Genomic DNA, 25,147 nt, shown 5'->3' on the forward strand with positions numbered 1-25,147 from the left:
CGGCGCACCCTGCGACCCCTTATATAAGGAAGGCAACTGCATGCCGCAGATGGACCCCGAACTGTTTGACCGCGGTCAGTTCCAGGCCGAGCTGGCGTTAAAATCCAGCCCCATCGCCGCATTCAAGAAGGCCATCCGCGGCGCGCATGAGGTACTCGATGCGCGCTTTCGCGACGGCCGCGACATTCGCCGCCTGGTCGAAGATCGCGCCTGGTTCGTCGATCAGATCCTGCAGGAAGCCTGGAAGCGCTTCACCTGGAGCGAGGACGCCGACATCGCCCTGCTCGCGGTCGGCGGCTACGGCCGTGGCGAGCTGCACCCCTATTCGGATATCGACCTGCTGATCCTGCTCGACAGCAGCGACCACGAAATCTTCCGCGAGCCCATCGAGGGCTTTCTCACCCTGCTCTGGGACATCGGCCTGGAGGTCGGCCAGAGCGTGCGCTCGGTCGACGAATGCGCCGAGGAGGCACGTGCCGACCTGACAGTGATCACCAACCTGATGGAAAGCCGCACCATCGCCGGCCCGGAGCGCCTGCGCCAGCGCATGCAGCAGGTCACCAGCACAGACCAGATGTGGCCGAGCAAGCACTTCTATCAGGCCAAACGTGACGAGCGCAGAGCGCGCCACGCCAAGTACAACGACACCGAATACAACCTCGAGCCCAACGTCAAAGGCTCGCCCGGCGGCCTGCGCGACATCCAGACCGTGCTCTGGGTCGCTCGCCGCCAGTTCGACACCCTCAATCTGCAAGCTCTGGTCGGCCAGGGCTTTCTGCTGGAGAGCGAATACGCCCTGCTCTCCTCCAGCCAGGAGTTCCTGTGGAAGGTGCGTTATGCCCTGCACATGCTCGCCGGGCGCGCCGAAGACCGCCTGCTGTTCGATTACCAGGCCAGAATCGCCGCGCTGTTCGGCTATCAGGACGGCGACGGCAAGCGCAGCATCGAGCACTTTATGCAGAAGTACTACCGCGTGGTCATGGGCATTTCCGAGCTGTCGGACCTGATCAACCAGCATTTCGAGGAAGTCATCCTGCGCGCCGGCGAAAGCGGCCCGGCCACGCCACTGAACAGCCGCTTCCAGGTGCGCGACGGCTATATCGAGGTGACCCACCCGAACGTTTTCAAGCGCACGCCGTTCGCCATCATCGAAATCTTCGTGCTGATGGCGCAACACCCGGAGATCAAAGGCGTGCGTGCCGACAGCATCCGCCTGCTACGCGACAGCCGCCACCTGATTGATGAGGACTTCCGCAAGGACATCCGCAACACCAGCCTGTTCATCGAGCTGTTCAAGTGCAAGGAAGGCATCCACCGCAACCTGCGCCGGATGAACCGCTACGGCATTCTCGGCCGCTATCTGCCGGAGTTCGGCCATATCGTCGGGCAGATGCAGCACGACCTGTTCCACATTTATACGGTCGATGCGCACACCCTCAACCTGATCAAGCACCTGCGCAAGTTCCGCTGGCCGGAGCTGGCAGAGAAATTCCCGCTGGCCAGCAAGCTCATCGAGAAACTGCCCAAGCCCGAGCTGATCTACCTCGCCGGGCTTTACCACGATATCGGCAAGGGCCGTGGCGGCGATCACTCCGAGCTTGGCGCGGTGGACGCCGAAGCCTTCGCCCGTCGCCATCATCTGCCGGCCTGGGACAGCGCGCTGATCGTCTGGCTGGTGCAGCACCACCTGGTGATGTCCACCACCGCGCAGCGCAAGGACCTCTCCGACCCGCAGGTGATCCACGATTTTGCCCAGTTCGTCGGCGACCAGACGCACCTGGATTACCTCTACGTGCTGACCGTGGCCGATATCAACGCCACCAACCCCAACCTGTGGAACTCCTGGCGTGCCAGCCTGCTGCGCCAGCTCTATACCGAAACCCAGCGCGCACTGGGCCGGGGCCTGGAAAATCCGCTGGACAGGGAAGAGCAGATTCGCAGAACGCAGAGCACGGCCCTGGACATTCTGGTACGCGGCGGCACCGACCCGGACGATGCCGAACAGCTGTGGAGCCAGCTCGGCGACGACTATTTCCTGCGCCACACACCTGGCGACGTCGCCTGGCACACGGACGCCATTCTCCAGCACCCCGACGACGGCGGCACGCTGGTCCTGATCAAGGAAACCTCTCAGCAGGAGTTCGAAGGCGGCACGCAGATTTTCATCTACGCCCAGGATCAGCACGACTTCTTCGCCGTGACCGTGGCCGCGATGAGCCAGCTCAACCTGAACATCCACGATGCACGGATCATCACCTCCACCAGCCAGTTCACCCTGGATACCTATGTGGTGCTAGAGGCCGACGGCAGTTCGATCGGCAACAATCCTGCACGTATCCAGCAGATTCGCGAAGGCCTGATCGAAGCGCTGAAGAACCCCGATGACTACCCGACCATCATCCAGCGCCGCGTACCGCGCCAGCTCAAGCACTTCGCCTTCGCCCCGCAGGTGACTATTCATAATGACGCGCAGCGGCCGGTGACCATCCTCGAGCTTACCGCCCCGGACCGCCCCGGACTGCTGGCACGGATCGGACGCATCTTCCTCGAATACGACCTGTCGCTGCAGAACGCCAAGATCGCCACCCTAGGCGAGCGCGTCGAAGACGTATTTTTCATTACCGACGACAAGGGCCAGCCGCTGTCCGATCCCGAGTTCTGCGCCCGCCTGCAGGAAGCGATCATCGCCAAGCTCGCCGAACCAAGTGCCCCGAGCACGACACAGATCACCTTCTGAGCACCCGGATGCGGCGGGCGCCGCATCCAGGGCCAGGTTCAGATCCTGAAGCTGTCCACCAGTTGCTTGAGGCGACGGACCTGCTGATCCAGCTCGGTACAGGCACTGAGGCTGGACTGCAGGTTGCTTACACCATCCTGGTTCAACGTGTTGATCTCGGTGATGTCCATGTTCAGGCTCTCGATCACCGAGGTCTGCTCCTCGGTAGCGGTCGCCACTGACTGGTTCATGCCGTCGATCTCACCGATGCGCCGGGTCACGCCGCGCAGGTTCTCGCCGGCCTGCCCACCGATGCGCACACTGTCGTCACTGAAGCGACGACTCTCGGCCATGGTCGCCACGGCGTCACGGGCTCCAGCCTGCAGTTGCTCGATCATCTGCTGGATCTCCAGCGCCGAGCTCTGCGTGCGCTGCGCCAGGTTGCGCACCTCATCGGCGACCACGGCAAAACCTCGCCCGGCCTCACCGGCACGCGCCGCCTCGATGGCGGCGTTGAGCGCCAGCAGGTTGGTCTGCTCGGAAATACCCTTGATCACATCGAGAATCTGGCCGATGTCGTTGCTCTTCTCGCTGAGCAGTTCGATATGCCGACCGGAAGCCTGGATCTTCTCCGACAGCTCCCCCATCGAACTCAGGGTACGTTCCACCATGCCCTGGCCTTCCTCGGCGTCACGGCGCGCATCACTGGCCTGCACAGAAGCATCGGCAGCATTGCGCGCGATCTCCTGGGCGGCTGCACCGAGCTCGTTGATCGCGGCGGCGACGCTGTCGGTGCGCGCAGCCTGTTCGCTGGAGTTACCCATGGAGGCATTGGACGCCTGCACCACGGTGCTGACCCGTGCATGCACCTCGCGGGTCGCTGAGGCCACTTCGCGGATGGATTCGTGAATACGCTCGACGAAGCGATTGAAGGCCCCCGCCAACTCACCGAACTCGTCACCGGAGGCGATCGTCAGGCGCTGGGTCAGATCCCCCTCACCGTCGGCGATGCCGCCCATAGCGTGGCTCATCACGTGCAGCGGACGCAGCAGGATACGGATCAGCCCACCGAGCAGGATCAGGATGGCAACCACGCCAATGATCGTGACCATCAGCGCAGACACGCGAAACTCGCTGAGCGCGGCGAACGCCTTGCCCTCATCGACGGATAAACCGACGTACCAGCGCACGCCCGACAGCCCCTTCACCGGCAGGAAAGTGACCAGGCGGGCGCTACCCTCGATGGACGAAGCATCCTGCAGGCCAGGTTGCAGACGTGGTGCACCGCTGGGGAATAGGTCCGCCAGGGTCTTGAGCACCAGGCTCTTGTCCGGATGCACCAGCACCGTGCCCTTCTCGTCGACCAGGAAGGCGTAGCCCATGCCGCCGAGATCGAAGGAATTGAGGATGTCATCGACCGTCTGCAATTTCAGGTCGCCGCCGACCACACCCTGCAGGGCACCGCCAACGCTGACCGGTCGGGTGATGGTGATCAGCAGACCGTCACGCGGATCGGCCGCCAGGTAAGGCTCGGTAAGGCCTGGCCCGCTGCTGCCCACCGCACTCTTGTACCAGGGACGCTGACGCGGATCGTAACCAGCAGGCAACTCGCTGGCCGGGAACTGGGTATAGGTACCGTCAGCCTGGCCGAAGTAGGCATAAAGGAAGGCCGAAGCGATGCTGCGATGCTGCAGGTTGCGGCGCAGTGGTTCGGGCGAGCTGTCGTCCTGGACGGATTCGGCGAGGTTATCCAGCAACTGCATGCGCCCATCGAGCCAGTGCTGGATGTTGCCAGTGGAGACGATTCCGACGTCGTTCAGATAGTGGGACAGATTGTCGCGGATCGCATTGCGCTGCAGGTAATCGTTATACAAGGCAAATGACGCGAAAGCCGTGATGACCACCAGGGAAGCAGCCAGCATGATCTTGTGACTGAATTTGAGGGTGCGCATGGAGAGAACTCGCCAGAAGAAGGGATGAACGGGTGACATGAGGATTATCGGCTGAGCGTGTGCCGTCTTGAGCTGCACCGGCATCGGTTTGGCGACCTAAACGGATGGAAAACGGACTGACAAAGGGAATTTCCCCAAAGAGCCTGCCGTGCTAGTGTCGCCAGCTTTGTCGCCGCCTCACAAAGGACCCGTCGGATCATCATGAACCACGCCCTCGCCCAGTTGCAGCCCTACCCGTTCGAGAAGCTCCGCGCCCTGCTTGCCGGCGTGCAACCTGCCGCCGACCGCTCGCCCATCGCCCTGTCGATCGGCGAGCCCAAGCACCGCTCACCGGAATTCGTCGGCCAGGCCCTGACCGCCAACCTCGACAAGCTGGCTGTGTATCCGACCACCCTGGGCCTGCCCGAACTGCGCCAGAGCATTGCCAACTGGTGCGAACGCCGTTTCGGCGTGCCGGCAGGCTGGCTGGATGCCGCGCGCCACGTGCTGCCGGTCAACGGTACGCGCGAGGCGCTGTTCGCCTTCACCCAGACGGTGGTCGACCGCGATGCCAAGGGCCTGGTAGTCAGCCCCAATCCGTTCTATCAGATCTACGAAGGTGCCGCGTTCCTTGCCGGTGCCGAGCCGCACTATCTGCCGTGCCTGGAAGCTCACGGCTTCAACCCGGATTTCGAGGCAGTGCCGACAGAGGTCTGGCAACGCTGCCAGATCCTGTTCCTCTGCTCACCCGGCAACCCCACCGGCGCGCTGATCCCGGTCGAGACACTGAAGAAACTGATCGCCCTGGCTGATGAGCACGACTTCGTCATCGCCGCTGACGAGTGCTACAGCGAACTGTACTTCGACGAAGATACTCCGCCTCCGGGCCTGCTCAGCGCCTGCGCCGAGCTGGGCCGCAGCGACTTCAAACGCTGCGTGGTATTCCATAGCCTGTCCAAGCGCTCCAACCTGCCGGGCCTGCGCTCGGGCTTCGTCGCTGGCGACGCCGGGATCCTCAAGGATTTCCTGCTGTACCGCACCTACCATGGCTGCGCCATGCCGGTGCAGACCCAGCTAGCCAGCGTAGCGGCCTGGAACGACGAGGCGCATGTGCGCGCCAACCGTGATCTGTATCGTGAGAAGTTCGATGCAGTGCTGAAAATTCTGGCCCCGGTGATGGACGTTCAGCGCCCGGACGGCGGTTTCTACCTGTGGGCTCGCACGCCGGGTGACGACACTCTGTTCACCCGCGACCTGTTCGTCAGCGAACACGTGACCGTGGTGCCGGGCTCATACCTGTCGCGTGAGGTCGATGGCGTCAATCCGGGCGCCGGACGCGTGCGTATGGCGCTGGTCGCGCCCCTGGCAGAATGCATCGAAGCCGCCGAGCGCATCGCTCGCTTCATTCGCGGCGCCTGAAGCGCTCTATAGTCGCGGCTAACGCCCCTCCCACAGCAACCTGACTACGGGTGGGGCCTGAGCCCGCAGGGCGGGTGCAACCCGCCCCCCCTGCCCGCTGCCGAGGCAGGGCCCGGCGGATTGTTCGCTTCGTACCTGAATCCGCCCTACGAATGAACGCAGGCGCCTCAGCTATTGTGTAGACGCGCCTCGGCGATATCCAGATCGCGCAGAATCTCGGTCAGCATGTCGTCATCCAGTTCGTTGTCCTTACGCATGCGGTACAGCTCCAGCCGCTGAGTGCGCAGTGCCTGCAGGCGCAGGCGGTATTCCAGACGATCCACTTCACGCTGCTGCTCCCGCGACTCCTCTCCGTCGCGGGCACGCTCGAGCAGGTCGCGGTATTCGCTCATCAGCCGGGCCTTGACCTCCGCCGAGGAAATCGCGCCCTCGGCATTGGCCGCGCGCTCGTCCTCGGATTCGAGGTAGCGAATTGCCGACTCCAGTATCACTGCACGATGACGATTGAGTTCACGCTCACGCAGAGCCGCATTGTCCTGAGGCAGGCGCGGCAATATTCGCGGTAAAGCCACACTGGCCACCAGCAGCGAGAGCAGGATCACCCCGGCGGCGAGCAGAATCAGCAGATCACGCTGGGGAAACGCCTGACCACTGTTGAGCAGCAACGGCAGCGACATCACCCCAGCCAGGGTTACCGCCCCACGCACGCCGCCCAAGGTCAGCACTGCGCTCAGCGCGATACGGGACTGCCCGGCGAAACGCGTCGGCTCGCCACGTAGGCGGCGCACCGCCCCGGAAACCCGCCAGTAACCGTAGACCCAGACGAAACGCAGCAGCATCAAAATCGCGTAGATCGCCACCACCATGCCTAGCGCCTCGAGGCCGAACAGCCAGGGCGCCTCATGCGTGCCCAGCGCGGCATCGAGAATGTCAGGCAACTGCAAGCCGAGCAGCAGGAAGATCAGGCCGTTGAACGTGAACTCCAGCAAGGTCCAGACGCTGCGATTGAGCAGGCGCGTGGAGGTTTGCCTGGGCAGCAGATCGAGGCGGCTCTGCATCATCCCCGCTGCTACTGCGGAAAGAATACCGGACAGCCCCAGATGCTCGGCGGCGACATAGGCGGCGAATGGCAACAACAACAGCAACAGTACGTGCGGCGCTGGGTCTTCCCAGCCACGGGCGATCATCCAGGCGCGCAAACGCCCCAGCAGGTAGCTCAGGGCCACACCAACGGCCAGGCCACCGAAGGCCACCAGCAGGAATTGCACGCTCGCGTCGGTAATCGAGAACACACCGGTCAGGGTCGCTGCCACGGCGAACTTGAACGCCACCAGGCCCGAGGCGTCGTTCATCAGCGCCTCGCCCTGCAGCAAATTGTTCAAAGTGCTCGGCAGGCGCCCATGGGTGATCGCCGACACCGCCACGGCGTCGGTCGGCGACAACACGGCGGCCAGCGCGAAGCAGGCAGCGAGTGGCACCTGAGGCAACAGCCAGTGAATGAAGTGTCCGGCGCCAAGGATGGTGAAAAACACCAGGGCGAAGGCCAGTAGCAGGATCGGCGTGCGCAACTGGCGAAACTGCCCCTTGGGCATGCGCCAACCATCGACGAACAGCAGCGGCGGGATGAACAGCAGCAAAAACAGCTCAGGCTCGAGGCGCACATGCAGCCCCAGCACGGGAATCGCCAGCAGCGCGCCGATCAGAATCTGCAGCAGCGGCAATGGCAGGGGAATGAACTGGGCGGTAATGCGGGTGCCACTGACCACCAGCAACATGGTCAGAATGGTGTAGAGCAATTGCATGGCGTGGAACCGGCGGGAACGAGCGGGAGGCCATGATTCTAGCGCCGTAACACATCGCAGCGACAGCCACCGCCATGCAAGGACACGACGTGGCATAATGGCCCGCCGTATTTACCGGACCTTCCGGCACGCCACTCATCAGAGGAAGATCAATGAGTTACGTCCTGTATGGCATCAAGGCCTGCGACACGATGAAAAAGGCCAGAACCTGGCTCGATGAACACCAGGTCGACTATGCCTTTCACGACTACAAGAGCGCCGGAATCGACCGTGCAAACCTGGAAAAGTGGTGCAACGAGCATGGCTGGCAGACCATCCTGAACCGTGCCGGCACCACCTTCCGCAAGCTGGACGATGCGCAGAAAGCCGATCTCGACCAGGCCAAGGCCATCGAACTGATGCTGGCCCAGCCATCGATGATCAAGCGTCCGGTACTCGACCTGGGCGACAAGACCCTGGTCGGCTTCAAGCCGGATAACTACCAAGCCGCGCTGGCCTGATCACTCTCACCCGATTTCGTTGCAAGGAACCCATCTTAATGAGCACCTCCCTTTACAGCATCGCCTTTGGTGTTGGCACCCAGAACCGCCAGGGCAACTGGCTGGAAGTCTTCTACGCCCTGCCGCTGCTCAACCCGGCCAGCGAGCTGGTGGCCAAGGCCGCCGAAAAGCTCGGCTATCAAGGCGGCAACCAGGCCATCACCTTTACCACTGCGCAAGCCGCCGATCTAGCCGAAGCCCTGAAAGGCGTGGACGCTGCTCAAGCGGCGCTGCTGACCCGCCTGGCCGAAAGCAACAATCCGCTGGTCGCCACCTTCCTGGCTGAAGATGTCGCCCTGACCAGCACCCCGGAGGCCTACCTCAAGCTGCACCTGCTGTCGCATCGCCTGGTCAAGCCGCACGGTCTGAGCCTGGCCGGCATCTTCCCGCTGCTGCCCAACGTCGCCTGGACCAGCCAGGGCGCCGTCGACCTCGGCGAACTAGCCGAACGCCAACTGGAAGCGCGCCTGAAGGGCGAGCTGCTGGAAGTATTCTCGGTGGACAAGTTCCCGAAAATGACCGACTACGTGGTACCGACCGGCGTGCGTATCGCTGACAGCGCCCGTGTGCGTCTGGGCGCCTATATCGGCGAAGGCACCACCGTGATGCACGAAGGCTTCGTCAACTTCAACGGCGGCACCGAAGGCCCGGGCATGATCGAAGGCCGCGTTTCCGCTGGCGTATTCGTCGGCAAGGGTTCGGACCTGGGCGGCGGCTGCTCGACCATGGGCACCCTGTCCGGTGGCGGCAACATCATTATCAGCGTCGGCGAAGGCTGCCTGATCGGTGCCAACGCCGGTATCGGCATCCCGCTGGGTGACCGCAACACCGTCGAAGCCGGCCTGTACATCACTGCCGGCACCAAGGTGAACCTGCTCGACGAGGGCAACGCCCTCGTCAAGGTGGTCAAGGCACGCGACCTGGCTGGCCAGCCGGATCTGCTGTTCCGTCGCAACTCGCTGACCGGCGCCGTGGAGTGCAAGACCCACAAGTCGGCCATCGAGCTGAACGAAGCCCTGCACGCCCACAACTGAAAAGTTGGTTTAACGCTGCTGCGCTAGCCCATACTGCGTTGCAATAAGGCTCGGATCGGTCATCAGACCAGTAAAGTCGCCCGCGACTCCGACCGTTCCTCGCCTTATCGCGCCTTGTCTGGCCGTCGCTCGCGACACGTTAAACCCAACTTTTAACTGCCAGATGATCTCTGGAAGCAATCATGTCACTGATCTCCCCCTGGCGTGCCGATTTCCCCGGCATTCTCGCCCTCGCAGCCGAAGGCCAGACCTATCTGGACAGCGCTGCTACTGCGCAAAAACCGCAGGCGGTGCTGGACGCTTTGCTCGGCTTCCTGGCCAGCGGCGTGGCCAACGTGCATCGCGCCCAGCACCTGCCAGGCGAGCGCGCCACCCGTGCCTTCGAGGCGACACGCAGCCAGGCGGCGCAGCGGCTGAATGCGGCCAGCGCCGAGGAGATCATCTTTACCCGCGGCACCACCGAATCATTGAACCTGCTGGCCTACGGCCTCGAGCACTTGCTGCAGCCGGGCGAGCAGATCGTCATCAGCGCACTGGAACACCACGCCAACCTGTTGCCCTGGCAGCAACTGGCCAAGCGTCGCGGCCTGGGACTGGTGGTCCTTCCGCTCGATGACGCCGGCAGCATCGACCTGCATCAAGCGGCCCGACTGATCAGCCCACGCACCCGCCTGCTGGCAGTCTCGCAACTGTCCAACGTACTGGGTCGCTGGCAGCCGCTGGACGAGCTGCTGGCACTGGCGCGCACGCAAGGCGCCCTCACTGTGGTCGACGGCGCTCAGGGCGCGGTGCATGGTCGTCATGACCTGCAAGCGCTGGGCTGCGACTTCTACGTCTGCTCGTCGCACAAGCTCTACGGCCCGGATGGCGTCGGCCTGCTATATGGCCGCCGCGAAGCGTTGGGCCAATTGCAGCACTGGCAATTCGGCGGCGAGATGGTGCTCGACGCCGACTACCATGAGGCGCGCTTTCGCCCTGCTCCACTGGGTTTCGAGGCCGGCACACCAGCGGTTTCTGCGGTCATCGCACTGGGCGCTGCACTGGACTGGCTGAACGGCCTGGATCACGCAGCCGTGGCACGTCATGAGGCGGCCCTGCATGCCGAACTGCTGGCCGGCCTGCAGGCGCGTGACGGTGTTCGCCTGTTGGGCCAACCTCAATTGGCCCTGGCCAGCTTTTGCGTCGACGGCGTACATAACGCCGACCTGGCGCACCTGCTCAGCGAACAGGGCATCGCCGTACGGGCTGGTCACCACTGCGCCATGCCACTGATGAAAAGTCGGGGCCTGAGTGGTGCGATACGTGTCTCGCTCGGTCTGTACAACGATGGCGAGGACCTGCAGCGCTTCTTCAGCGCCCTGGATAACGCCCTGGAGCTGCTGCGGTGAAGCGCGGCCAATGCTTCGTCGCAAGAGCGGCCTCAGCCGCGAATATCGGCACCCGGACCATCGCGGCTGAAACGGAATGCCGCCCAGCCGCTCCTACATGCTACGGGAGTCTCTCGCCATGAGCCTGCCAGTCGCTGCTCAGGAAGCACTGACAGCCTTTGCCGCCTGCCCCGGCTGGGAACAGCGCGCGCGCCTGCTGATGCAATGGGGTGAACGCCTGGCGCCATTGAGCGACACCGAGCGGGTCGACGAGCACCGTGTGCATGGCTGCGAGAGCCTGGTCTGGCTGATCGCCGAGCGCAGCGGTGAACATCTGCACTTTCGCGCCAGTAGCGACGCCCGCCTGCTACGCGGCCTGCTTGCCGTATTGCTGGCGCGGGTCGACGGTCTGCCTCGCGCGGAGCTGGCCAGTGTCGATCTGGTCGACTGGTTCAACCAATTAGGGCTGCAAAGACAACTGTCGCCATCACGCAGCAATGGTCTCAATGCCGTGCTGCAGCGTATGCGCGAGCTGGCAGGTCGACCAGCCTGAGCCCCACGCTTCGCGGGCGAAGCGGTTAGGCGCCTTTGCCCCGCTCACGCAAGGTCAAACCCCGCAGGAAATTGCGCAGAATCTGGTCGCCGCACTCGCGAAAATGCTTGTGCCCCGGCGCCCTGAACAATGCGCTGAGCTCGGTCTTGGTCATCGGCAGGTCAGCCGCTTGCAGAATGGCCTGAATATCATCGTCACGCAGCTCGAAGGCCACGCGCAGCTTCTTCAGGATCAGATTGTTGGTCAGGCGCTTTTCCACCGGCAAGCGCGGCCGGCTGTCGTCCTTGCCACGCTTGTAAAACACCAGGCCTTCAAGCACGTGCGCCAGCAGCACATCGTTGCACGAGCGATAGCCTGGCTCGTCCTCGTGCAACAGACAGGCCGAGATCAAACCCGGCTCGACGGGATAATCCGCCAACCGGCAGAGGTCTTCCAGCTTGGCGTCGCTGACGTCTAACAGATAGCGCAGGCTGCGCAGTACATCGTTATTGAGCATGCAGAAGACTCTTGAGAACGGAATTCGGCGAGTGCCGTTCAATCTCGCGCCAGCGGAGTTGACTGGCTGGGTTTCCAGTCATCGGCATCGCCGGAGTTGAGTGCCTGCTGCAGTCGCTGCAGATCACCACGGTTGGCGAACTCACGCAGCCCGGCATTGAACTTGCGCAACAGCATGACACTTTCCGGATCATCCTTGCGAAACAACAGGCGCAAAGGCTCTGTATTGAGCTGACGCGGATGGTGAATGATGTTACCGCCGTCTTTTGGAAACAGCCGGCGCAACATGGCGTAACCCACCGCACGATCCTGCGGGTGCAAGTCGATGCGCCCCAGTTCAAGCAGACGGAAGCTGGTGTCTTCCTTGCCATTTTGCTCGACGTTGAGCCGACCGGCCTGCAACGCTGCATCGAACGCCGGGCCGTAGGAGTAACCCAGAGTCGTGCCAATGCGGTAGCTCAGTAAATCCTCGACCGTGGTCCAGTCGAACGCCTGCTCGCGACGATGGAACAGGACGATCTCTCCGCGCACCAGCGGGTCGCTACAAATGCCGTAATTGAGCCGACTGGGGCTGCAGCTATAGGGCATGATCGCGTGCAACTGCCCCTGCTGCAGCATCAGCACATTGCGGTCCCAGGGACGAAAGACATACTCGACCTGATAGCCCGCCTCTGCAAAGACAGCGCTGATCAGACGCGCCAGAGCACCACCATCACCACGCTCCTGATCGACGTAAGGCGCCCAGTCGCCGGTACCGATAAACAACTTCTTAGGTTCAGCCTGAACCGGTCCCATCGCCACCCACAACAAAGGCAACGCCAGGGAGGCGAACATCCGTGCCCAGCGTCTTTTCAGAGAGACGCTACAAAACAGGTACGACACAAATCACCTCTGATACGAATCATCTGCGACCTCTCCCTGTCTGTTACGGCAACCTCTCCCATCTCGCCCCAGCATAGTCAAACGAAGCATGGCCGGTTTTTTTCAAGCCTTGGGCAGACGCTCCGCCGGGCGGCGTGCGCCAGCCACCAGCTTGTCCACCAGTTTGGCCGCTGCAGCCATACCGAAGCTGGCGGTGACCATCATCACCGCACCGAAGCCGCCGGCGCAGTCAAGGCGCACGCCTTCTCCGACGAATCCCTTGGCCTGGCAGACCGTGCCGTCCGGCTTGGGATAGCGCAGCTGCTCGGTGGAAAACACACAGGGCACGCTGTAGGTGCGTCCCGGTGTACGAGAGAAACCGTAATCGCGACGCAGCAGGCTGCGCACCTTGGCCGCCAGCGGATCGTTGAAGGTCTTGTTCAGATCGGTAACCTGAATTTGCGTCGGATCGACCTGCCCGCCCGCGCCACCGGTGGTAACGATCTGAATCTTGCGCCGCTTGCACCAGGCGATCAGCGCCGCCTTGGCCGGCACGCTGTCGATGCAATCGATGACCCCGTCGAGCTGCTCGGTGATGTACTCGGCCATGGTTTCGCGGGTGACGAAATCCGCCACCGCATGCACCACGCAGGCCGGGTTGATAGCGCGGATTCGCGCGGCCATCTCATCGACCTTGGCCTTGCCTACCGCACCTTCGACAGCATGCACCTGGCGATTGGTGTTGGTAATGCAGACGTCGTCCAAGTCGAACAGGGAGATCTCGCCCACGCCCGAGCGCGCCAGCGCCTCGGCCGCCCAGGAGCCGACGCCGCCGATGCCGACTACCGCCACATGCGCGGCCGCCAGGCGTTGATAGCCTTCCTGGCCGTAGAGCCGGGCTATGCCGCCGAAGCGTTGATCGTCTGTACTCATCTCACCCCCTGAAGGGCGCCTCTAAAAACGTAAGCGAGGCAGCCAGTGCAAGGCAAAAACAGGCGAAAAAGCGCAGTTTACGTGCTGTAAATGAGCATTTTGAGCCTGTTTTTAACGCAGCGATGGCAACGCAGGTAGTTTTTAGAGGTGCCCTGAACGAAGCGGCGCATTATAGAGATAGCCACCTGCCCACCCAAGCCCGCCATGCAGGTCAGCCGTCGGCCAGTCGCAGCAGGCCGCTTTTATGGCGAAGATGCCGTACGGCGCGCCTTATCACCTGATCGATAACGACTTTTGCTTTAAGATGGCCAGCCTTCACGCTAGCTGTCGTACCGGAGCCATCATGACCGCCCCCCTCACCCCGACCCTGGACCTCGCCTTCGACCTGATCCGCCGCCCGTCCGTGACCCCGGTCGACGAAGGTTGCCAGGAGCTGATGATGCGCCGCCTGGCCGCCTGCGGCTTCGAGGTCGAGCACATGCGTATCGAAGAGGTGGAGAATTTCTGGGCCAAGCGCGGGGGTGACGGCCCGGTACTGTGCTTCGCCGGCCACACCGATGTGGTGCCAACCGGCCCGCTGGACGCCTGGCAGTACCAGCCGTTCGATGTGCGCGTGGATGAAGACGGCATGCTCTGCGGCCGTGGCGCAGCGGACATGAAAGGCAGCCTGGCGAGCATGATCATCGCCGTGGAGCGTTTCGTCGCCGACTACCCGAAGCATAAGGGCGCCATCAGCTTTCTCATCACCAGTGATGAAGAAGGCCCGGCCCAGCACGGTACCAAAGCCGTGGTCGAGCGCCTGCGCGAGCGCAGCGAGCGCCTGGACTGGTGCATCGTCGGCGAACCGTCGAGCACCACCCTGCTCGGTGACGTGGTCAAGAATGGCCGTCGCGGCTCGCTCGGTTGCACCCTGACCGTGTACGGCAAGCAAGGCCACGTCGCCTACCCGCACCTGGCGAAGAACCCGATTCATCTGGCCGCTCCGGCGCTGGCCGAACTGGCCGCCGAGCACTGGGATCACGGCAACGACTACTTCCCGCCGACCAGCTTCCAGGTGTCCAACCTCAATTCCGGTACCGGTGCGACCAACGTCATCCCTGGTGAGCTGAAAGCGGTGTTCAACTTCCGCTTCTCCACCGAATCCACCGTCGAAGAACTGCAGCAGCGCGTCACCGCCATCCTCGACAAGCATGGCCTGGACTACCACCTGGAGTGGGCCCTGTCCGGCCTGCCCTTCCTTACCCAGCCGGGCGACCTGCTGGACGCCGTGGCCGCCAGCATCAAGGCCGTCACCGGCCGCGACACCACCCCATCGACCTCTGGCGGCACCTCGGACGGGCGCTTCATCGCCACCCTCGGCACCCAGGTGGTCGAGCTCGGCCCGGTCAACGCCACCATCCACCAGATCAACGAGCGTGTACTGGCCAGCGATCTGGACCTGCTCACCGAGGTTTACTACCAGACCATGGTGAAGTTGCTGGCATGAGCCTGATCTGCCCCATCTGCCAGACATCGCTGGTGCCGAGTGACAGCGGCCTGATCTGCAGCAACCGGCACAGCTTCGACCGCGCGCGCCAGGGGTACTACAACCTGCTGCCGGTGCAACACAAGAACAGTCGTGACCCCGGCGACAACGCCGCCATGGTCGAGGCCCGCCGGCGTTTTCTCGACGCTGGCCACTACGCGCCGCTGGCTGCTCGTCTGGCCGCACTGGCTGCCGACTACAAGCCGGCGCGCTGGCTGGATATCGGCTGTGGCGAGGGTTACTACACCGAACAGATCGCCCGTGGCCTGCCCGCCGCCGACGGTTATGCCCTGGACATCTCTCGTGAGGCGGTCAAACGCGCGTGCAAACGTGCTCCGCAGTTGAACTGGCTGGTGGCGAGCATGGCCCGCGTGCCCTTGGCCGATGCCAGTTGCAGCCTGCTCGCCAGCGTCTTCAGCCCACTCGACTGGAACGAGGCCAAACGCCTGCTCGCCCCCGGTGGCGGCCTGCTGCGTATGGGCCCGACCCGTGGCCACCTGATGGAGCTGCGGCAGAAGCTGTACGACGAGGTGCGCGACTACGACGACGAGAAGCACCTGGCGCTGATTCCGCCCGGAATGCACTTGGCCCACAGCGAGACCCTCGAATTCCCGCTGCATCTGGCCGACGCACAGGCTCGCGCCGATCTGCTGGCAATGACCCCGCACGGCTGGCGCGCCAGTGCCGAACGCCGCGAAGCGGTCATCGCCGAGCCCTTCGAAGTTACCGTCGCCATCCGCTACGATTGGATCGTCAAAACCCAGAGCCCACGCTCTCAGGACTGAAAGCCATGCGCCAACCTGATATCGAGATCTACCTGAAAGACGCCGAACGCGACGCCGTAGCTCAGTGGCTGGGTGAAGCCCTGGGCCCTTGCAGCGACTGGCAGCAAAAGGGCCAGACCTTCAAGTGCAAGGCCGGGGACGTGCCGGTGACCTGGCTGCCGAAAGCCGTGGGCAAATGGCACAGCCTGTATCTGGAAAGCGACGCCACGCCCTGGGCCGACGACCTGGCCTGCGCCCGCGCCGCCCATGCCGCGCTCGGCGTGCAAGTGCGTTGCGCACCGGGCACCTGGGTAGAAGATGAAAGCGATGAGGAAGCTGATCGCTGGATCAAGGTCGACGCCGATGGCGAAACCGAGATCGTCTGGCGTACTGAATAAAAGCGGCCGCTTGGCGGCCATCTGATGACCCTCTCCCACTTGCGGGAGACGACTGCATGGATGCAGGAGGTAGGGCGACGCAGGATGCCAAAGCCGAGGGTGCCCGAAGGGCGGGAGAGGGTCAGAGGTCTCACGCTACGAGATTTTTGAATCGACAGCGAATCAGGGTGACAAAGCTTCACACCGGGGCGGGACTCCTACGCAAGGCTGTTTGGGATCATGAATTCCGCCCGTAGCCCGGATGAAATCCGAGAGATCAGCGCGCTTCCCGGATTCCATCCGGGCCACAGTGATCCAGGCCCTAGTGGCTCAAGATACGCCATAAACAACAAGGCCCGTCATCGACGGGCCTTGTTGTATGTCGAGCGGGAGCTCAGACCGCGGAGACGTCTTCCGCCTGCAGGCCTTTCTGGCCCTGGGTCACACCGAACTCGACCTTCTGGCCTTCGACCAGGGTGCGGTGGCCATCGCCACGAATAGCGCGGTAGTGAACGAATACGTCCGGGCCGCTTTCGCGCTGAATGAACCCGTAACCCTTGGAATCATTGAACCATTTGACGGTTCCCGTCTCACGATCTGCCATTACCAACTTCTCCAAACTCGCTATGTTTTTATTATCCCGAAGGCGCTTTGACGGCTCGGTAAAAACGGTCTTCTCAGCGTTCGCCACCCCCGGCAATCGAGCATGGAGCAGGTCAAGCGATTCGCGTTCTTGCTGCAGCCGAAGGCCGAGTATAAAGCATGAATTGTGACTGAAAAGCACTTTGTTAAAAACCGCCAAGAACCCAGAAGATATGCAGGTTACAGCTTGTTTTACGAGCTTTTGACTAACAGATCGCGCAACTTCTTCGCCAGCCGCTGCACCTGATCAGACTCCAGTCGATATGCCCAGTCACTGCGCGCACTCACCTCTGCGGCGGTGAAACCTTCACGCCCGCCAAGCACCAACCAATACTGTTCACCCTGCTTGAACAACGCGCCTTCGAGCTTTTCCTCGGCAAAACCGCTGAGACTGAACTGCAGCATCGGCGCCTGCTTGAAACCTATCTGCGCCAATGGTGCGGCGTCGGCGAACTGCAGGTTGGAGAAGACCAGGGCGATGCTATTGGCCGCACCCTCGAAGCTGAGCTTCTGCTCCTTGCGCAGCTCCTCCACGGAGAAGTTGTATTGCTGGGCATCGGCACGCTTCAGCGTGAGCTTTTCACCGTCGGCATAGCGCAACTCCACACGCGCGATAGCGGTAAAGGGAATGTCGCTGATGCGTCGGTCCAGCCAGTCCAGCTCGCGAGTCGGCACCTGCAACTGCTGGTCGATCAACCAGACCTGATCCTCGCCGGCACGACGCGCCAGTTGCCCACTGCCTTGCTGAGACGGATTACCCAAGCGCAGCCCCAGGTCGGGATGGCCGTCGAAGTGCAGCTTCAGACGCAGCGCCTGCTCATCAGCCGCCCCCTCCTCGGCCAGTCCCAAACGAGCATGCCACTGCGGGTTGGCGGTCTTGGCCTCGATGCTGCGTGCCTCACGCAGCGCTCGCAGCAGTTCCGCCAGCGCTTGCGGTGCAGCCGGATAGTCAGCCTTGGCCGGCACCACCCATTGCTCGTCGCGGCGTTCGATGCGCACCGACGGCTGCCCCGGCAGCTCGACCTCCAGCGCCTGCAAGGTGTTCAGGTAGCCCTGTTCGGCCGCCAGCCAAGGCGCCTGCTCGATTTGCGCCACGTTCTGCTGCTGGCTGTGCTGCACGGCCAGGTAACCCAGCACACAAAGCAGCACGATGACGATCAATGCGATCAGACCTTTGCGTTCCATGATCTTTTCACCCTTGAATAGAGTGAAGCCACGTCGGGTGCGCCGTGCGCACCGCGCACCGCGCACCTGCGGGCCTCTAGAAAACCAGACATTGGTGGAGGCACTTCGCGGCGATGGTCTCGCTGAAGTGCCTCCCACAGATCAACGTCAAGCGCGACGGCGACGACGCCATAGCCACAACGCCAACACGCCCAGGGTCAGCAGCGCCGGCACCAGGGCGATGTTGATGATCTTCAGCGTGCGGCCCAGCGCCTCAATATCGGCATTGAGCTGGTAGCGCACCTCACGCAGCTCCTTGCGAATCTCCAGCTTCTGCTGGATGAAGCGCTGCAACGCGCCCTGCTGCTCAGGCGTCAGCTCCAGGTTTGGATCGTCGCTTTGCTGTAGCGCCGCCAGTTGCTGTTCGGTTTCGGCCAGGCGCGCCTGCAAGGCTTGCTCTTTGTCACGGAAACGCTGTTCGGCAGCGCGCTGCAGCTCTTCGACCACCACGAACGGGCGACTGAAGCGACCACGCGAACGCACACTGATCAGCGCCTCGGAGCCGGTCAGGTTGTCCAGCGCATTGATGGTGAAGCTGCCGTTATCCGCCCATGGCTGCGGCATGCGCTGGCCGAAGAAGTCCTGCACCTGCACCCACATGCGGTCGCTGAGGATATCGGTATCGGCCACCGCGATCACGTTGATGGTGTCCGCCTGCTTGAGCCCGTCCTTGCGCCCTTCGATGCCATCGGGGAAGGCGCTCTGCGCCGGACCGTCGATACGCGCAGCGATGGTGTAGCGCTCGCCGGCCGGCTCCAGTTCGCGGATGAGCTCCTCGGGGTTCCTGAGCATGGCAAAGCGCTGGACGTCGAAGGGCATGGCGTATTCGGAGCTTTGCATCAGCGGCGTGAAACGCGTCTTCGCCCCTTCCAACGGCTCGAGAATGCCGGCAGTGGCCACGGTGACGCTCTCCAGCCCGGCGGTGGCGATATCGGCCTGATCCAGCGCCTTACGCGGCAGGCTCAGCCAGGCAGCATGACGCACCGGGCGCTGTCCCTGCCCCATGTTCACCGACATGGCATAGGAGCCATCGCCGAGGACCTTGTCCGGCACCATGCGCAGACCCCAGGCCTTGAACAGCACCTCGATGTTAGAGGCCTTGTCCACCGCCACCTCGCCCGGCATGTCACCACTGTCCGCTTCCGCGTATGGGTCAACGAACACCATCAGCTTGCCGCCGCGCAGCACGAACTGATCGATGGCATACAGGGTCTGCTCGGGCAGATTCTTCGGATGCACCAACCACAGCACCGAGACCTTCTCGGGAATCTGGTCGATATCGGTCCTGAGGTTCTCGATCTGGAACAACTGACGCACCTGCTCCAGCACCATCCACGGCGGCGTCGGCTGCCGCGCCATCATGTCGAAGCCGCCGGTCATCTGCAGTCCGGAAAGCACGCCGACCACAGGCAGATCCGGCTTGGCCAGGCTCTGCACCAGCCGGCTCAGCTCATATTCGAGATGTTCCTCCTGATCCAAGGCGAAGAACGGGATCACCTGGGTGTCGTCCAGCGCATTGGTGCCGGCCAGGCCAAAGTAGATCGAGTCACCACCCTGCTGCAGCGGGATGCCCTGCAGGCCGAACTCGGCGGCCTTGTCCTCGTCCTCGGAGAACGGCTCGGGGTCGATGATGTGCAGGCGGATCTTGCCGCCGGCCTGGGCCTGGTAAGCCTTGAGCATTTCTTCCACGCGCTGGGCGTAGGTGCGCAGCGCTGGCAGGTTCTTGGCCACCTTGTCCGAATAGAAGAAGTACAGATTGATCGGCTCGTCCAGCTCACCCAGGATCTGCTTGGTGCCATCGGAGATGGTGTAGAGCTTCTGCTCGGTCAGGTCCAGGCGTGCACCGCCCAGACCCAGGCCAGCCAGCAGGTTGAAGGCGACAAAGGCCACCGCGATCAGCAGCAGCCCGGCGCCGGAATAGATCAGCTTTTTCATGGGCGCTCCTCAGTCGGCTTTCTTCAGGTCGATGACCACGGCGGTGGCGGTCAGCCAGGCAGCGATCAGCGAGAGGAAATACAGCAGGTCGCGCAGATCGATCACACCCTTGCTGATGGCATCGAAACGCACTAGGAAGCTCAGCGAGGCGACGGCGTCCACCAGCCACTGCGGCGCCCAGGCGAAGGCGTCGAGCACCATGGGAAAGCCGCTGACGATAAACAGGAAGCAGGCGCTGACCGCGAGGATGAAGGCGATCACCTGGTTCTTGCTCAGCGCCGACATGCACGAGCCGATGGCAAGATAAGCCCCGGCCAGCAGCCAGCTACCGATGTAGCCGGTGACGATGGCGCCATTGTCCGGCTCGCCCAGGTAGTTGACGGTGATGATCATCGGGAAGGTCAGCAACAGCGCGATACCGGCGAACACCCAGGCTGCCAGGAACTTGCCGGTGACCGCCTCGAAGCGGGTGATCGGCAGGGTCATCAGCAGCTCGATGGAGCCGGACTTGCGCTCCTCCGCCCACAGGCGCATGGCAATCGCCGGCACCAGGAACAGATAGAGCCAGGGGTGGAAATTGAAGAAGGCCGACAGATTGGCCTGCCCTCCCTCGAAGAAGCCGCCCAGGTAGAAGGTGAACACCCCGGACAGCACCAGGAAGATGACGATGAACACATAGGCCAGCGGCGTGGCGAAGTAACTCGCCAGCTCGCGCTTGAAGATCACGGGCAACTGGGTCATGGCTGCTCTCCCCGGGTCAGCGTGCGGAACACTTCATCCAGGCGGCCGCGTTCCACGTTGAGTTCCTTGACCTTCCAGCCGCGTTCGGCAATCAGCGCATTGACCTGCGGGAAGATCACTTCGCCCGGCTGCGCCAGCACGCTCAGGCTGTGCTCGCGGGCGTTTTCCTCGACATCGGCGACGCCCGGCAGCGCCGCCAGGGCTGCCTGATCCAGCGTTTCATCGGCCACCAGCGTCACCGCCTGGTGGTAGCGCGAACGGCTCTCCAACTCCAACGGCGTGCCGTCAGCCAGCAAGCGGCCATGGGCGATGATCACCGCGCGGGTACACAGCGCCGTGACCTCTTCGAGGATATGCGTGGAAATGATCACGATCTTGTCCTGCGCCAGCCCCTGGATAAGCTGGCGCACCTGATGTTTCTGGTTGGGGTCGAGGCCGTCTGTAGGCTCGTCGAGGATCAGCACGCGCGGGTCATGCAGGATTGCCTGAGCCAGGCCGACGCGGCGCTTGAAGCCCTTGGAGAGCGTCTCGATGCTCTGCTCCAGCACCTTTTCCAGCTCCACCTGCTCCACAGCGCGCTGCACGCGAAGCGTCTTCTCGGCGCCGCGAAAACCGCGCACCTCGGCGATAAACCCAAGAAAGCCACGCACCGTCATGTCGCCATAGCACGGCGCGCCTTCCGGCAGATAACCGATCTGCCGCTGGGCCTTGAGAGTCTGGGTCTGGATATCGCAACCGAGGATGCTCGCCGTACCGGAGGTCGGCGCGAGAAAGCCGGTGAGCATCTTCATGGTGGTGGATTTGCCGGCCCCGTTGGGACCGAGAAAGCCCAGCACCTCCCCTGGCTGGACCTGGAACGACAGGTCATCGACTGCCGTGTGCTGCGCAAAACGCTTGGTCAGGTTTCTTATATCGATCATGGCCTCTCACCGTCGCGAATGGCCTGCGCTCAGCAAAACCATCGCTAAAGCGCAGGCCGCAAGAACGCCGGACGTGGAAAAGCACACGCCCGGACGAGGGCAAGACCGTAGCAAAACTGAAAAGTTCAGTCAGCAGGTTGCAACAAGCAGTAAAAGGAATATAGCTTCGGCGATTGGATAGCTTCATGCCAAAACTCAACACCCCATGGCGAAGCGCCATTTGCCGATGGATATATGGCCTGGGCGTTCAAGGCTTAGCGCGCGGAACACAAACAGGGTGTTCTGGATGTTTTTTGAGCAACTGTAAGCAATGAGGCAAAAGAGGAAGTCAAGCGAATACGCCCACGGATCAGGAGCTGGCTGGTAATGCCATGATTTTAAAAAGAATTTCCCAGGGCAACCATGATAATGGTGCGGAGTTAGATGGAAGGCTCTACTATCGCGTTAGTACCGCCTTCCGTCTAATCACTGTTAGATTTTTATGCCAACCCAGAAGAAACTTGATCCATATAAAGGCAAATTATCTGCATCAGAAATTGCAGCCGGCATGAACGCAGCCAAAGCAAACGCCATGCGTTTAGCTAACGATGCTCAGAAGCTGCTGGAGACAGGAAGCTTTCCAACTGCGGCATCGCTCGCAGCCCTATCGATTGAGGAGTCCGGAAAGGTTTCAATCCTACGTCAACTCTCAACGGCCAGTACCGCAGAAGAAATCAAAGCTAGCTGGAAAAATTACCGCTCTCATACCAGTAAAAATGTCCAGTGGTTACTTCCTGAGCTTGCAATAAAAGGGGCAAGGAAGCTAGAAGACCTTCGCTCTCTGTTCGATGAAGATGCAGAGCATCCCTTCATCCTTGATCAGCTAAAGCAATTAGGCTTTTATACGGATTGCCTAGGAAATAAAAACTGGTCAATACCTAGTGTTGTCGTCAACGAAGAGCTCTCCAAATCACTTGTCCAAACAGCAAAACTCCTTGCAGGCAAGAGCGAAGTTACCACAAAAGAAATTGAGTTATGGATTGAACATGTCGGTAAAGCTCCGAAAACTGACTTTAATGCCATGAAAGAGGCCTTAATAACATGGTATGCAGCAATGCAGGATGCGGGACTCAAAGAAGGCGGGGTCAATTCAATGAAAAATTTTATTGAAAACGGCGTAGCATTCCCAAAAATCTAACAAGTGGTTCAAATCACTCGCTTCGCTCGTTGGGACGGGCTAAAGCCCGCCCCTTAACCAAACGTTAAGTGCCACAAGGAAAGTGTGCCGATGCCCCAGTATTCCGGCGGACCTTATCGCTTTAGAACCTGGCTCAGAAGCCATCTGCCCTGGCTCCTTATTGATTTGGGCATTGCTACCAAGGGGCTCGACTGCGAGCAGGCAGGAGGCAGCCATAAGTGGTACAACATCAACGGCAAAGAGAGTGGTTGCTACCACTGCAAGGTGGTGCGCGAAGGCCAGCTTTGGAAACGAGGCAGTGAAACATAACACATCTGGTTCAAGCCGTTCGCTTCGCTCACTTGGGACGGGCTAAAGCCCGTCCCTTAACCAAACTTTAGGTCCCGAATGCAAACCCCGCTACTCTGGCTTATTGCATGCCTACTATTGCTACAAGGTTGTATTCCAAGAACAGTTATTGTGCACGATGGACTGAAAACAACAGTTATTGACTCCACCAGTAAAAAACCATTGGAGGGCGCCTTTGTTTACGACCGTCTTGAAGGGCAAACGCCCGGCATCTTGGCACGCAGCAACGAGAGAGGCGAAATACGTCTTGATCCCAAAAGAAAATTTATTGTAAGTGGCTTGTTAGGCGAAGCGATGGTGCTCAAAGTCATTTGGGTTTGCAAAGAGGGTTACACACCCTATCTGGCTGCCTCCCTTAGAGGCTGGAACTCTGACTTTGGCCCAAGCACAATCCACACTCCCAAGGTAATTGAACTCTTACGCTCGCCATTGGCGTCTACCGAAAGTTGCTTGGACCTTCAGCACTAGCGGTTGCATTTTTTGGATGAGGCGTAACTCCCACTTGAGAGTTCAAGCGATGCTAGAGTCCTGTACCACGTCGTTTTCCTGCAAAGGTTAGCGGCCTCCAGGTCTACCGCACTGCGTCGACTCGGCGTGGACAGTCGGCTTGGAAATGGAATAGCTTCCTACCCACACCGTTCGGAGCCTCACGCCTGTTGCGGCTTGGTCGTTTGGTTATGCAAAAGGATGATGCATGCGCGTAGTGATACTTTTCCTGATCTGCCTGCTGCCCCATTGGGCTCTAGCCGACGAGTCGCTGAGCAGAATGATCGAACGCTACAACCTGGAAAAGACCGGCGATTACCTGCACAAGCAATCGCTCGCCTTCCTCAGCCACGAGATCGGCGTACGCCTACTGGAAAGCCAGGACTACAAGGCAGCGATTCCCTATTTCCAGACTGCGCTGGATATCGATCAGACCCTCGATCCTGATGACCCCCTCCTCGGCGGCCGCTGGACATACCTCGGCCAGGCCTACGTCTTCGATGGTCAATTTCAGAAAGGTCTGGAATCACTTCGAGCAGCGCTGGAAGTGGACGAGCGGCACTACCCGGCCGAACATCTCAATATCGGCATCGCCAATGGCAACCTGGGCTGGGCGATGATTCGGTCCAGGCAATACCAGAAGGCCAACGAGCATCTGCAGATAGCCTGTGACATCTTCGCCAAACAGCTGGGTGAACAGGATCCACAAACGCTGGATTGCCACAAGAAGCTGAATGTCACGCTCAAATACCTATAGCCAATCGGGTCAGGAGGTTGCCCATCGCTTCACTTCAATGGCATGACCGAACATCATGAGAACCGCCCTCTTTCTGTTGTGTTTCTTTTTAGCGGGAGCATTTTCCATGGCATCCACAGAACGCATCTGGTCAGTCGCCAAGGCAACGGTCGAAGGCAAACCAATCATCTATAAATTCATCGCCGACGCTCCGCCCCTGAACATCCAGCAGAAAATGCCCTGGCTGACGGTCATTTCCTGGAAGTACGAGGCATCGGGAAACAACGGTTTGCCACCAGCGCAGATCAACAAGGAAATGATCCGGCTCGAAGATGGGCTGGAAACGATAGGCGGCAACGGCACGCTCTATCTGGATGCCTATACGGCAACCGGCAACGGCCTGAAGGAATTCGTCTATTATATCGCGGATCGCGAAGCCTTCATGGCCAACGTCAACGAGGCGCTGAGCGATCATCCGGTCTACCCCATCGAGATCAACTTCTACGAAGACCGCGACTGGAGCGACCTGGCCAAGCTTCACCAGAGCATGAGCACCGTGCACTGAGCCTGCCCGACGCCCACCGGAGCCGGTTGCATGACGGATGGCAGCCGATGCTCTACC

General features: G+C 61.4%; 23 protein-coding genes and 1 pseudogene. 13 read left to right on the forward strand and 11 right to left on the reverse strand.

The genetic code is table 11. The features are described from left to right. Positions 1 to 40 precede the first annotated feature (40 nt). Positions 41 to 2,737 (forward strand): [protein-PII] uridylyltransferase, encoded by a 2,697-nt coding sequence (locus tag ACNFCJ_RS17865; RefSeq protein WP_416772790.1) that lies wholly within the window; start codon positions 41 to 43, stop codon positions 2,735 to 2,737. Positions 2,738 to 2,775: 38 nt separating this feature from the next. On the opposite strand, the gene ACNFCJ_RS17870 is transcribed toward ACNFCJ_RS17865, so the two are convergent. Beyond that, complete coding sequence (locus ACNFCJ_RS17870; protein ID WP_372857471.1) at positions 2,776 to 3,540, reverse strand: methyl-accepting chemotaxis protein; 765 nt, start codon at positions 3,538 to 3,540, stop codon at positions 2,776 to 2,778. 90 nt (positions 3,541 to 3,630) lie between these two features. After that, positions 3,631 to 4,752: pseudogene (locus tag ACNFCJ_RS17875) on the reverse strand (cache domain-containing protein); the annotation flags it as partial. A gap of 117 nt (positions 4,753 to 4,869) precedes the next feature. On the opposite strand from ACNFCJ_RS17875, the gene dapC reads away from it, so the two are divergent. Further along, complete coding sequence (dapC, locus tag ACNFCJ_RS17880) at positions 4,870 to 6,066, forward strand: succinyldiaminopimelate transaminase (RefSeq protein WP_416772791.1); 1,197 nt, start codon at positions 4,870 to 4,872, stop codon at positions 6,064 to 6,066. A 167-nt stretch (positions 6,067 to 6,233) separates the two neighbouring features. Here dapC and ACNFCJ_RS17885 read toward each other — a convergent pair whose 3' ends face one another. Further along, positions 6,234 to 7,868 (reverse strand): Na+/H+ antiporter, encoded by a 1,635-nt coding sequence (locus ACNFCJ_RS17885; protein ID WP_143505238.1) that lies wholly within the window; start codon positions 7,866 to 7,868, stop codon positions 6,234 to 6,236. Between the two features lie 152 nt (positions 7,869 to 8,020). Between ACNFCJ_RS17885 and ACNFCJ_RS17890 the strand changes: the two genes are divergently transcribed. The 4 genes from ACNFCJ_RS17890 to ACNFCJ_RS17905 all read left to right on the forward strand — a co-directional run bounded on the left by ACNFCJ_RS17890 (position 8,021) and on the right by ACNFCJ_RS17905 (position 11,361). After that, entirely contained in the window at positions 8,021 to 8,368 is a 348-nt protein-coding gene (locus tag ACNFCJ_RS17890; protein ID WP_143505237.1) for an ArsC family reductase, read from the forward strand. 38 nt (positions 8,369 to 8,406) lie between these two features. Next, positions 8,407 to 9,441: a 2,3,4,5-tetrahydropyridine-2,6-dicarboxylate N-succinyltransferase gene (gene dapD / locus ACNFCJ_RS17895; protein ID WP_416772794.1), complete on the forward strand. Its 1,035-nt coding sequence runs from the start codon at positions 8,407 to 8,409 to the stop codon at positions 9,439 to 9,441. A gap of 182 nt (positions 9,442 to 9,623) precedes the next feature. Further along, positions 9,624 to 10,829 carry an aminotransferase class V-fold PLP-dependent enzyme gene (locus tag ACNFCJ_RS17900; protein ID WP_416772795.1) on the forward strand — a complete coding sequence of 402 codons (1,206 nt, stop codon included), beginning with the start codon at positions 9,624 to 9,626 and terminating at the stop codon, positions 10,827 to 10,829. 118 nt (positions 10,830 to 10,947) lie between these two features. After that, complete coding sequence (locus tag ACNFCJ_RS17905; protein ID WP_416772797.1) at positions 10,948 to 11,361, forward strand: SufE family protein; 414 nt, start codon at positions 10,948 to 10,950, stop codon at positions 11,359 to 11,361. 25 nt (positions 11,362 to 11,386) lie between these two features. Here ACNFCJ_RS17905 and ACNFCJ_RS17910 read toward each other — a convergent pair whose 3' ends face one another. The 3 genes from ACNFCJ_RS17910 to tcdA form a co-directional block, all read right to left on the reverse strand. Next, positions 11,387 to 11,857, reverse strand: a complete 471-nt coding sequence (locus ACNFCJ_RS17910) for a DUF1456 family protein (RefSeq protein WP_416772799.1) — start codon at positions 11,855 to 11,857, stop codon at positions 11,387 to 11,389. Between the two features lie 38 nt (positions 11,858 to 11,895). After that, positions 11,896 to 12,690, reverse strand: coding sequence for a substrate-binding periplasmic protein (locus ACNFCJ_RS17915; protein WP_416772800.1), 795 nt, complete (start codon positions 12,688 to 12,690; stop codon positions 11,896 to 11,898). 150 nt (positions 12,691 to 12,840) lie between these two features. Beyond that, positions 12,841 to 13,650, reverse strand: a complete 810-nt coding sequence (tcdA, locus tag ACNFCJ_RS17920; RefSeq protein ID WP_179544440.1) for a tRNA cyclic N6-threonylcarbamoyladenosine(37) synthase TcdA — start codon at positions 13,648 to 13,650, stop codon at positions 12,841 to 12,843. A gap of 343 nt (positions 13,651 to 13,993) precedes the next feature. Between tcdA and dapE the strand changes: the two genes are divergently transcribed. From dapE to ACNFCJ_RS17935, 3 genes are read left to right on the forward strand one after another with little or no spacing between them, the layout of a single operon-like run. Continuing rightward, positions 13,994 to 15,136: a succinyl-diaminopimelate desuccinylase gene (gene dapE, locus ACNFCJ_RS17925; protein WP_416772802.1), complete on the forward strand. Its 1,143-nt coding sequence runs from the start codon at positions 13,994 to 13,996 to the stop codon at positions 15,134 to 15,136. Beyond that, on the forward strand, positions 15,133 to 15,960 hold the full coding sequence (locus tag ACNFCJ_RS17930; RefSeq protein ID WP_416772803.1) for a putative RNA methyltransferase: 828 nt from the start codon (positions 15,133 to 15,135) through the stop codon (positions 15,958 to 15,960). Before dapE ends, ACNFCJ_RS17930 begins: the two co-directional genes overlap by 4 nt. A 5-nt stretch (positions 15,961 to 15,965) precedes the next feature. Further along, positions 15,966 to 16,337 carry a hypothetical protein gene (locus ACNFCJ_RS17935; protein WP_093050498.1) on the forward strand — a complete coding sequence of 124 codons (372 nt, stop codon included), beginning with the start codon at positions 15,966 to 15,968 and terminating at the stop codon, positions 16,335 to 16,337. 373 nt (positions 16,338 to 16,710) lie between these two features. Here ACNFCJ_RS17935 and ACNFCJ_RS17940 read toward each other — a convergent pair whose 3' ends face one another. The 5 genes from ACNFCJ_RS17940 to ACNFCJ_RS17960 form a co-directional block, all read right to left on the reverse strand. Beyond that, a complete protein-coding gene (locus ACNFCJ_RS17940; RefSeq protein ID WP_004423973.1) occupies positions 16,711 to 16,920 on the reverse strand; it encodes a cold-shock protein in 210 nt (69 codons plus the stop codon). A gap of 230 nt (positions 16,921 to 17,150) precedes the next feature. Further along, the gene (locus ACNFCJ_RS17945; RefSeq protein WP_416772805.1) at positions 17,151 to 18,143 is read right to left on the reverse strand and encodes a DUF4340 domain-containing protein; all 993 of its coding nucleotides are present in this window, start codon (positions 18,141 to 18,143) and stop codon (positions 17,151 to 17,153) included. Between the two features lie 147 nt (positions 18,144 to 18,290). Then, positions 18,291 to 20,117, reverse strand: coding sequence for a Gldg family protein (locus ACNFCJ_RS17950; protein WP_416772806.1), 1,827 nt, complete (start codon positions 20,115 to 20,117; stop codon positions 18,291 to 18,293). Positions 20,118 to 20,126: 9 nt separating this feature from the next. Continuing rightward, positions 20,127 to 20,858 (reverse strand): ABC transporter permease subunit, encoded by a 732-nt coding sequence (locus tag ACNFCJ_RS17955; protein WP_416772807.1) that lies wholly within the window; start codon positions 20,856 to 20,858, stop codon positions 20,127 to 20,129. Beyond that, the gene (locus ACNFCJ_RS17960; protein WP_416772809.1) at positions 20,855 to 21,778 is read right to left on the reverse strand and encodes an ABC transporter ATP-binding protein; all 924 of its coding nucleotides are present in this window, start codon (positions 21,776 to 21,778) and stop codon (positions 20,855 to 20,857) included. Before ACNFCJ_RS17960 ends, ACNFCJ_RS17955 begins: the two co-directional genes overlap by 4 nt. Positions 21,779 to 22,259: 481 nt before the next feature. Between ACNFCJ_RS17960 and ACNFCJ_RS17965 the strand changes: the two genes are divergently transcribed. The 4 genes from ACNFCJ_RS17965 to ACNFCJ_RS17980 all read left to right on the forward strand — a co-directional run bounded on the left by ACNFCJ_RS17965 (position 22,260) and on the right by ACNFCJ_RS17980 (position 25,090). Then, entirely contained in the window at positions 22,260 to 22,955 is a 696-nt protein-coding gene (locus tag ACNFCJ_RS17965) for an AbiV family abortive infection protein (RefSeq protein ID WP_244918585.1), read from the forward strand. Positions 22,956 to 23,045: 90 nt separating this feature from the next. After that, on the forward strand, positions 23,046 to 23,264 hold the full coding sequence (locus tag ACNFCJ_RS17970; protein ID WP_416772811.1) for a hypothetical protein: 219 nt from the start codon (positions 23,046 to 23,048) through the stop codon (positions 23,262 to 23,264). Between the two features lie 733 nt (positions 23,265 to 23,997). Beyond that, the gene (locus ACNFCJ_RS17975) at positions 23,998 to 24,546 is read left to right on the forward strand and encodes a tetratricopeptide repeat protein (RefSeq protein WP_416772813.1); all 549 of its coding nucleotides are present in this window, start codon (positions 23,998 to 24,000) and stop codon (positions 24,544 to 24,546) included. Between the two features lie 55 nt (positions 24,547 to 24,601). Next, complete coding sequence (locus tag ACNFCJ_RS17980) at positions 24,602 to 25,090, forward strand: DUF695 domain-containing protein (protein ID WP_395503496.1); 489 nt, start codon at positions 24,602 to 24,604, stop codon at positions 25,088 to 25,090. The last annotated feature ends 57 nt before the right edge of the window (positions 25,091 to 25,147 follow it).

Origin of the sequence: Pseudomonas sp. NY15364 (assembly GCF_048068235.1) — a bacterium.
GTDB lineage: Bacteria > Pseudomonadota > Gammaproteobacteria > Pseudomonadales > Pseudomonadaceae > Aquipseudomonas > Aquipseudomonas mendocina_D.